Here is a 7,481-nt window from a genome sequence, read left to right as displayed (position 1 = left end):
CCGACGACCCAGGCGTCGCCGCGCGGCGGCACCTGCGACAGGTGCGCCGCGACCTGTTCCGGCGCGGCGCCGGCGGCGGCGAGGACCCGCGCGGCCCGGTCGTGGCGCAGCTGCCGCTGCCCGGGTGCCAGGTCGGAGTAGACGGCGTCGGCGACGAGCGGGTGCACGAACCCGAGCGGGTACTCGTCGCGCAGCACCTCAGCGCGGGCCAGGGTCGCCACCGCGACGGCGGCCTCGTCCTCCGGCACGTCGGCGAGGACCGCGACGGTCGGCAGCGCCGCGCCGTTGCCGAGGACCGCGATCGCCTTCGCCACCGCGACGCACGCCGGGGACAGCCGGCCCAGCCGCATCAGCACCAGGCCCGACACGGCCCGGGAGCCGATCGCGGTCACCGTCCCGGCGTGCGCGGCGTCCGGCGGGACCCGCTCGCTGTGCAGCGCCTGGAGCAGCTGGCGCAGCAGCAGTGGGTTGCCGGTGGTGCTGCGGTGGCAGGCGTCGACGAAGCTGTCGGCGGCCGCGCCCAGCCGGCTGCGGACCACGCTCGCCGCGCCCTGGGCGCTGAGCGGGCCGGGGCGCACCGGCACGGTGATCGGGTCGGCGGTCAGCTCCTCGAGGATCGCCGCGTCGTCGTGCGGTTCGCCGGTGCGCAGCGTCGCGACGATGAGCACGGGCAGCCCTTCGACCCGCCGCACCAGGTAGGCGAGGAACCGCAGCGACCCGCTGTCGCACCACTGCAGGTCGTCGACGGCCAGGACCAGCGGCGCGGCGGCGGCGAGATTGACGGTCAGCCGGTACAGCCCGTGCATGACGGCGAGGCCGCTGTCCTCGCGCTGCGCCGTGCCGGCCACGTCGAACACGGTGGCGGCGGAGGCGGCGGGCCCGTCGAGCATGCCCGGGGTCGCGGCGGCGGCCTCGAACAGCTGCCGGATCGCGCCGAACCCGTACTCCTTCTCCAGGCGGCTGCCGCGGGCGGTGAAGACCTGCGCCCCGCGTGCCGAGCCGCGGCGGCGGGCCTCGGTGAGCAGCCTGGTCTTGCCGATGCCGGCAGGCCCCTCGACCAGCAGCAGCCGGGCGTCGCCGCGCAGGGCGTCGGCCAGGGCGAGGTCGAGGTCGGCGAGCTCCCGGTCCCGGTCGACGAGGTCGTCACTGCTCGTTTTCTGCTGTGCGACCACGGCTTCCGTGGCTTGGCCGCTCTTGTTCTGCTGGGTGACCACGGCGTCCGTGGCTTGTACGTTCAGCGACTCGGCCTGGGCGTGCACCTCGGCCTCCAGGGCGCGCAGCGCCGGGCCCGGGTCGATGCCCAGTTCGTCGGCGAGCAGCTGCCGGGCCCGGCGCAGCGCGGCGAGGGCGTCGGCCTGGCGGTGCGAGCGGTACAGGGCGAGGATCAGCAGCCGCCACCGCTCCTCCCGCAGCGGCGCCGCCGCGACGAGGGACTCCAGCTCGGCAACCGTCACCGCCGCCTCACCCCGGGCGAGCCGGGCCGCGGCGAGCTGTTCGCGGGCGACCTCGCGCAGCTCGGCAAGGCGGGCGATCTCCGCCTGGGCCCACGGCTCGTCGGCGTACTCGGCGTAGGCGGGCCCGCGCCACAGGTCGAGGGCCTGTTGCAGGCCGTCCGCCGACGGGTCGCCGGCCGCGTCGCGGACCAGGCGTTCGAAGTGCCAGGCGTCGACGGCGTCGCCGCGCAGCAGCAGCGCGTACCCGCGGCCCTGGCTGGCGATGACCGACGCCCGGGAGCGGGCGTCCCGGCCCGGTTCGAGCCCGCGGCGCAGGTGCGACACGTAGGACTGCAGCGCCGCGACCGCGGCCGGCGGGGGCCGTTCGCCCCACAGCGCGTCGATGAGGGTGTCGGCGGGGACCGTGTCGCCGCGGGCGAGGACGAGCATCCCGAGCACCGCGCGCTGCCGGCGCCCGCCGAGGTCCAGCGGCACCCCGTCGTGGCTGGCGGAGACCTCGCCGAGGACGCTGACGACCAGCTGGTTCGGCACCGCACGTCCCCTTCATGGCCGCTCGCCGACTTCCGGCGCGCCATGAATCTAGGTGATCTCCGGCCGCGCGTCGTCCGCCGAACGGCCGGGGGGTGTCAGCGGTCGACGGCGATCCACGTCGCCTTGGCCAGCGCGAGGACGTCGCCGCCGGGCCCGTACAGCGTGGACAGGACCGTCGCCTTGCGCCCCTCGGACGCGACGTGCCGGCCGGTGATCACGCACTGCGTCCCTGGATCGGGTACCGCGTCGATGCGGATGGCGATGCGGCCCAGGACATACGGGCGGCCCGCGGTCAGCACGGACCAGCCGCCGGGGCAGTCCAGCGCCGCCCAGAGCAGCACCGGCGACACCTCGTCCGGGACCCGCCAGGGGGTGGCGGTGCGCCCGTCCGGCAGCGGGCCGGGGAACAGCGCCAGGCCGTCGGTGCGGTCGGGGCCGCAGACGAAGCAGGTCGGGAACGGGTGGGCGGTGAACCCCGGGTAGCGCTCGGATGCCTCGACCGCGGCGGCGAACGGCACCGCCGGCACCGGGTCGGGCCGGTCGCCGGGGTCGACGCGGGCGGACGCGACCAGCGCCTCACCGTCGTACACCTGCACGGTGACGCCCGCGCCGTTCCCGGTGGCGTCCCCGTCTCTGGTGGCATCCTCCGCGGCGTTTTCTGCAGTGGGCACCGTGGTGGTGACGGTGAGCGGCGTGTCCAGCGGCGGCGGGCGGCGCAGGGTCACCTCGACCGCACCCGCCCCGAACGGTCCGGTGAGGTGGGCGGCGACCAGGCCCGCGGTGTAGCCGCCGTTGCCGGAGCCGGGTGGACCGTTGAACCGCGCCGGGATGATCATGGTGCCCCTTCACGTACGCTGCCCGGATGGACGGCTTTCCGCGTTTCGACGTGCCGGGGCGGGTGGCCCTGGTGACCGGGGCCGCGCGGGGCCTCGGCCGCGCGATCTCCCTCACCCTCGCACACGCCGGTGCCGACGTCGCGCTCGGGTTGCGCGACGTGGACGCCGATGCGGGCCTCGCCGCGGAGGTCGCGGCGCTGGGCCGGCGGGTCCTGCCGCTGCAGATGGACGTCACCGACGTCGCGCAGGTCCGCGCCGCCGTCGACGCGACCGTGGCTCACTTCGGCCGGCTGGACATCCTGGTCAACAACGCCGGCATCGCCCCGGAGAACCTCGCCGAGGACGTGGTCGAGGACGACTTCGACCGGACCCTCGCGGTCAACCTGAAGGGCACGTTCTTCGCCAGCCAGGCCGCCGGACGGGTCATGATCCGGCAGGGGTACGGGCGGATCGTCAACATCGGCTCGCAGGCCGGTGCCGTCGCGCTGCCGGGCGAGGCGGTCTACTGCATGACGAAGGCGGCGATCGCGCACCTGACCCGCTGCCTCGCCGTCGAGTGGGGCGGGCACGGCATCACGGTCAACGCGGTCGCGCCGACGTTCATCCACACGCCCGGCACCGAGGAGTACCTCGCCGATCCCGAGCACCGCCGCGATGTCGTCGAGCGGATCGCGGCCCTGCACCGCATCGGCGAGCCGGTCGAGGTCTCCGGCGCGGTGCTGTTCCTCGTCTCCCCCGCCGCGTCGCTCATCACCGGCGAGACCCTCCTCATCGACGGCGGCTGGACCGCCCGCTGAGCGTGGGAGCGGGCCGGTCCCGGATCGGGGCTGGCGTTGACATCACTGTCAAGGTTTACGGTTGGGTCCATGCGGATCGGTGAGCTGGCGGAGCAGGCCGGGACGAGTGCCCGTGCGCTGCGCTACTACGAGCAGCAGGGGTTGCTCAGCGCCCGGCGGAGCTCGAACGGATACCGGGACTACGACGAGGAGGACCTGCGGCTGGTGCGGGAGATCCGCGCGCTGCTGGAGATCGGGTTCAACCTCGAGGACACCCGGCCGTTCGTGGAGTGCATCCGTGACGGGCACAGCTCCGGCGCCGAATGCCCGGCGTCGGTCGAGGTCCTCACCCGCCGGCTCGCCGAGATCGACGACTACATCGTGCGGCTGCGGCGGATCCGCGCCACGATCGTGAAGGAGCTGGGCTGATCATGCAGAACGTCACCGATGCCACGTTCGCCGACGAGGTGCTGGGCAGCGAGCTGCCGGTGCTGGTGGACTTCTGGGCCGAGTGGTGCCCGCCGTGCCACCGGTTGTCGCCGGTGCTGGAGGAGCTCGCCGTGGAGTACGAGGGCCGGGCCAGGATCGTGAAGATCGACTCGGATGCGAACCCGGAGACGGTGCGGGCCTACGGGGTGATGTCGATGCCGACGCTCAGCCTGTTCCGCAACGGGGAGCTGGTGTCGCAGGTGGTGGGGGCGCGGCCGCGGTCGCAGCTGCGGGCGCAGATCGACGGGGCCCTGACGACCGTGAGCTGAAGCACCCTCATGCCCGCCCCGCGCCGGCCGATGGTGGACAGGTGCGGGGACGAGAGCGGTTGTGGATGTGGTGGACGGTCGCCGGGCTGCTGGCGGTCGCCGGTTACTTCATGCTGCCGCAGGGTTCCCGCGCCGCGAGCCTGGTCTATGACGGGCTCGGCGCGTCCGCGGCCCTGGTGATGCTCGCCGCGGCCCGCGGCAGGCCGGCGTGGTGGCTGTTCGCGACCGGCACGCTGCTGTGGGCCGCCGGCGACGCCGTTTACAGCTATTACGTGTACGAGCTGCACCAGGAGCCGTTCCCGTCGGTGGCGGACGCGCTGTACCTGGTCGCGTACCCGCTGCTCGTCGCCGGGGTCTTCACGCTGGTGCGGCAGGGCGCCGGGCGCAGCCGCGCCGCGGTCCTGGACGCCTCGATCGTGGCGACCGGGGTCGGGCTGGTGCTGTGGACGTTCGTCATGCAGCCGATCGCGCACGACGGCAGCGTCGGCGTCGGCACCCGGATGGTCGCGCTCGCGTATCCGGCGTTCGACGTGCTGCTGCTGGCCATGCTCGCCCGGCTGCTGGTCTCCGGCGCCGTGCGGGATACCGGGATCCGGTTGCTCGCCGCCTCGTTCACCGTGCTGACCTGCGCCGACGTCGCGTACTCGGTGGTCACCGCGTACACCTCCTATGACGGCGGGTTCTTCGACGCCGGCTGGTTGCTGTCCTACGTGCTGTGGGCCGCCGCCGCGCTGCACCCGTCGTCGAAACGACCGGCGAGGAAGACGGACCCGGGCGAGGACGGGCTGCGGTTCGGCTGGGTTCGGCTGCTGGCCCTGGCGAGCTCGGCCCTGCTGGCTCCCGGGGTGCTGCTCGTGCAGGGCGTCACCCAGCCGCGGGACATCGACTGGCTTCCGGTCGGCTCCTGCGCCGTGGTGCTGTTCCTGCTCGTCGGGGTCCGCATGGCCGGCCTGGTCCGGCAGGTCCGGCGGCTCGCCATGCGCGACGACCTCACCGGCCTGGCCAACCGGCGCGAGCTGGAGCTGCGCATCCGCGCGGCGCTGGGCTCGGCGACGACGGTGGCGCTGATCGACCTCGACGACTTCAAGGCCATCAACGACCGGCTCGGGCACGGCGTCGGCGACCGGCTCCTCGTCGCCGTCGCGGAGCGGCTGCGGTCCGTGGCCCGCCCCGGCGACACCGTGGCCCGCCTCGGCGGCGACGAGTTCGCGCTGCTGCTGGCGTCCGGCGACGTGACCGGGTTCGCTGACGCGCTCGACCAGCCGTTCGTGGCCGGGGCGCACCGGCTGCTGGTGCGGGCCAGCATCGGCGTCGCGGACTGCGAGGACACCGCGGACCCGTTCGAGCCGCTGCGCCGCGCCGACGTCGCGATGTATGCCGCCAAGGTCACCGGTGGCCGGCAGCTGCACTACGACGCCGGCCTGGACACCCGGGCCACGGAGCACGCCGAGCTCGGCGCCGACCTGCGCACCGGGCTGGACGAGTCGCAGTTCTTCATGGTGTACCAGCCGATCGTGGCGCTGCCGTCCGGCGACACGGTCGCGGTGGAGGCCCTCGTGCGCTGGCAACATCCGGTGCGCGGCCTGGTCAACCCCGCCGACTTCGTGCCGGTCGCCGAGCACAACGGGCTGATCGTCGAGCTCGGCGCCTGGATCCTGCGCGAGTCGTGCACCCGGATGGCGTCCTGGCGGGCCACCCTGGGCGAGCGGGCGCCGCAGCGGGTCAGCGTGAACGTCTCGGCCCGTCAGCTGTCGGAGCCCGACTTCGCCGGGACCGTCGCGGCGGTGCTGCGGGCGACCGGCCTGCCGGCCCGGTGCCTCGTCGTCGAGGTCACCGAGACGGCGGTCTTCGACAGCGACACCGCCCTGGACACGCTGCGCGCGGTGCGGGCCCTCGGGGTGCGCATCGCCCTGGACGACTTCGGCACCGGGCACTCGTCGCTCGGCCTGCTGCAGACGGCACCGGTCGACATCCTCAAGGTCGACAAGTCGTTCATCGACCACGTCGGCACCCCCAGCCGGCAGGCCGTCATCGCCCGGGCCCTGATCGACGTGAGCAACCACCTGGAGCTGACCGCGATCGCCGAGGGGGTGGAGACCGCGGCGCAGGCCGAGGAGTTGTACCGGCTGGGTTACCGCTTCGTCCAGGGGTACCACTTCGGCCGGCCCGCGCCGGAGCTCGCGATCTCAGACGGTCAGCACCAGCTTGCCGCGTAGGCCGCCGGCCTCCAGCCGCCGGTGCGCCTCCGCGGCCTCCGCCAGTGGCAGGGTCCCGGCGACCCGGGTGACCAGGCCCGCGGCGAGCACCTCGGCGAGCTGCTCCCGGTCGGGCGTCACGTGCACCGTGTCGACCCGCACCCCCCGCTCCGCCGCCGGCGCCGAGTAGTCGGTCACCGCCACGAACACGCCGCCGTCGCGGACGGCGGCGATCGCCTCCGGTGCCGACGCCGCGTTGAGCACGCCGTCGAACGACCTTGGCGACGGCGTCGCGGTGCGCGACAGCACCGTCTTCGCGCCGAGCCCGGCCACGAACGCCTCGTCGCCGGTGGACGCGACCGCGGTCACGTCGAGCCCGGCGGCGACCGCCAGCTGCACCGCGAACCCGCCGACGCCGCCGCTCGCCCCGGTCACCAGCAGGCGTTGCCCGGCGGTGAGCCCGGCGAGCCGCAGCGCCTGCGCCGCGGTGACCGCGTTCAGCGGCATCGTCGAAGCGGCGACCAGGTCGGCGGGCCGGTCATCGGGCACCGGCACCGGCGCGAACCACGCCGGGTCGGCGAGGAGCACCGATGTGTAGGTGCCGACGCGGCCGCCCTGCTCGAACCACGGCACGAACCCGGCGACGGCCTGCCCGTCGTCGGTGATCCCGGCGAAGTCCCACCCGAGGACGAACGGGCCGGTCAGGTCCGGGACCAGCGCCGCCGTGTAACCGGCCCGGGTCGCCGTGTCGACCGGGTTGACCGCGGCGGCGGCGAGCCGCACCCGCACCCGGCCCTGGGCCAGCTCCGGGCCGGGCTCCGGCCGCTCCACGACCCGCAGCGTGTCGATCCCGCCGTACTGCTGCACCTCGACCACTCGCATGACGTTCCCCCTTGTCGAACCGATCTGTCGTAGAACAGCCTTACCGAGG

7 protein-coding genes are annotated in these 7,481 nt (G+C 74.5%); 4 read left to right on the top strand and 3 right to left on the bottom strand.

Going from position 1 to position 7,481, the window contains the following annotated elements:
- Both AB0K00_RS34510 and AB0K00_RS34505 read right to left on the bottom strand, forming a co-directional pair.
- Positions 1–1,985 (bottom strand): BTAD domain-containing putative transcriptional regulator (locus AB0K00_RS34510; protein ID WP_363529224.1); only part of this gene is annotated, 1,985 nt, incomplete at its 3' end.
- A 95-nt stretch (positions 1,986–2,080) separates the two neighbouring features.
- The gene (locus tag AB0K00_RS34505; RefSeq protein ID WP_363529221.1) at positions 2,081–2,821 is read right to left on the bottom strand and encodes a hypothetical protein; all 741 of its coding nucleotides are present in this window, start codon (positions 2,819–2,821) and stop codon (positions 2,081–2,083) included.
- A gap of 26 nt (positions 2,822–2,847) precedes the next feature.
- Between AB0K00_RS34505 and AB0K00_RS34500 the strand changes: the two genes are divergently transcribed.
- The 4 genes from AB0K00_RS34500 (at position 2,848) to AB0K00_RS34485 (ending at position 6,571) form a co-directional block, all read left to right on the top strand.
- A complete protein-coding gene (locus AB0K00_RS34500; protein WP_363529218.1) occupies positions 2,848–3,618 on the top strand; it encodes an SDR family NAD(P)-dependent oxidoreductase in 771 nt (256 codons plus the stop codon).
- Between the two features lie 69 nt (positions 3,619–3,687).
- The gene (locus AB0K00_RS34495; protein WP_363529215.1) at positions 3,688–4,026 is read left to right on the top strand and encodes a MerR family transcriptional regulator; all 339 of its coding nucleotides are present in this window, start codon (positions 3,688–3,690) and stop codon (positions 4,024–4,026) included.
- 2 nt (positions 4,027–4,028) lie between these two features.
- Entirely contained in the window at positions 4,029–4,355 is a 327-nt protein-coding gene (gene trxA / locus AB0K00_RS34490; protein WP_363529212.1) for a thioredoxin, read from the top strand.
- Positions 4,356–4,396: 41 nt separating this feature from the next.
- The gene (locus AB0K00_RS34485) at positions 4,397–6,571 is read left to right on the top strand and encodes a bifunctional diguanylate cyclase/phosphodiesterase (RefSeq protein WP_363529210.1); all 2,175 of its coding nucleotides are present in this window, start codon (positions 4,397–4,399) and stop codon (positions 6,569–6,571) included.
- Here AB0K00_RS34485 and AB0K00_RS34480 read toward each other — a convergent pair.
- On the bottom strand, positions 6,542–7,432 hold the full coding sequence (locus tag AB0K00_RS34480; RefSeq protein ID WP_363529207.1) for an NADP-dependent oxidoreductase: 891 nt from the start codon (positions 7,430–7,432) through the stop codon (positions 6,542–6,544). The genes AB0K00_RS34485 and AB0K00_RS34480 overlap by 30 nt on opposite strands.
- Between the last annotated feature and the right edge of the window lie 49 nt (positions 7,433–7,481).

Origin of the sequence: Dactylosporangium sp. NPDC049525 (assembly GCF_040676755.1) — a bacterium.
GTDB lineage: Bacteria > Actinomycetota > Actinomycetes > Mycobacteriales > Micromonosporaceae > Dactylosporangium.
Note: the sequence above shows the minus strand (reverse complement) of the source record. Positions and strands in the feature narration are given on the sequence as shown.

What these genes read in the sequence shown, in the direction of transcription:
- AB0K00_RS34505 (WP_363529221.1), bottom strand. Translation starts at nt 2,821, where the DNA reads ATGATCATCCCGGCGCGGTTCAACGGTCCACCCGGCTCCGGCAACGGC.
- AB0K00_RS34500 (WP_363529218.1), top strand. Translation starts at nt 2,848, where the DNA reads ATGGACGGCTTTCCGCGTTTCGACGTGCCGGGGCGGGTGGCCCTGGTG.
- AB0K00_RS34495 (WP_363529215.1), top strand. Translation starts at nt 3,688, where the DNA reads ATGCGGATCGGTGAGCTGGCGGAGCAGGCCGGGACGAGTGCCCGTGCG.
- trxA (WP_363529212.1), top strand. Translation starts at nt 4,029, where the DNA reads ATGCAGAACGTCACCGATGCCACGTTCGCCGACGAGGTGCTGGGCAGC.
- AB0K00_RS34480 (WP_363529207.1), bottom strand. Translation starts at nt 7,432, where the DNA reads ATGCGAGTGGTCGAGGTGCAGCAGTACGGCGGGATCGACACGCTGCGG.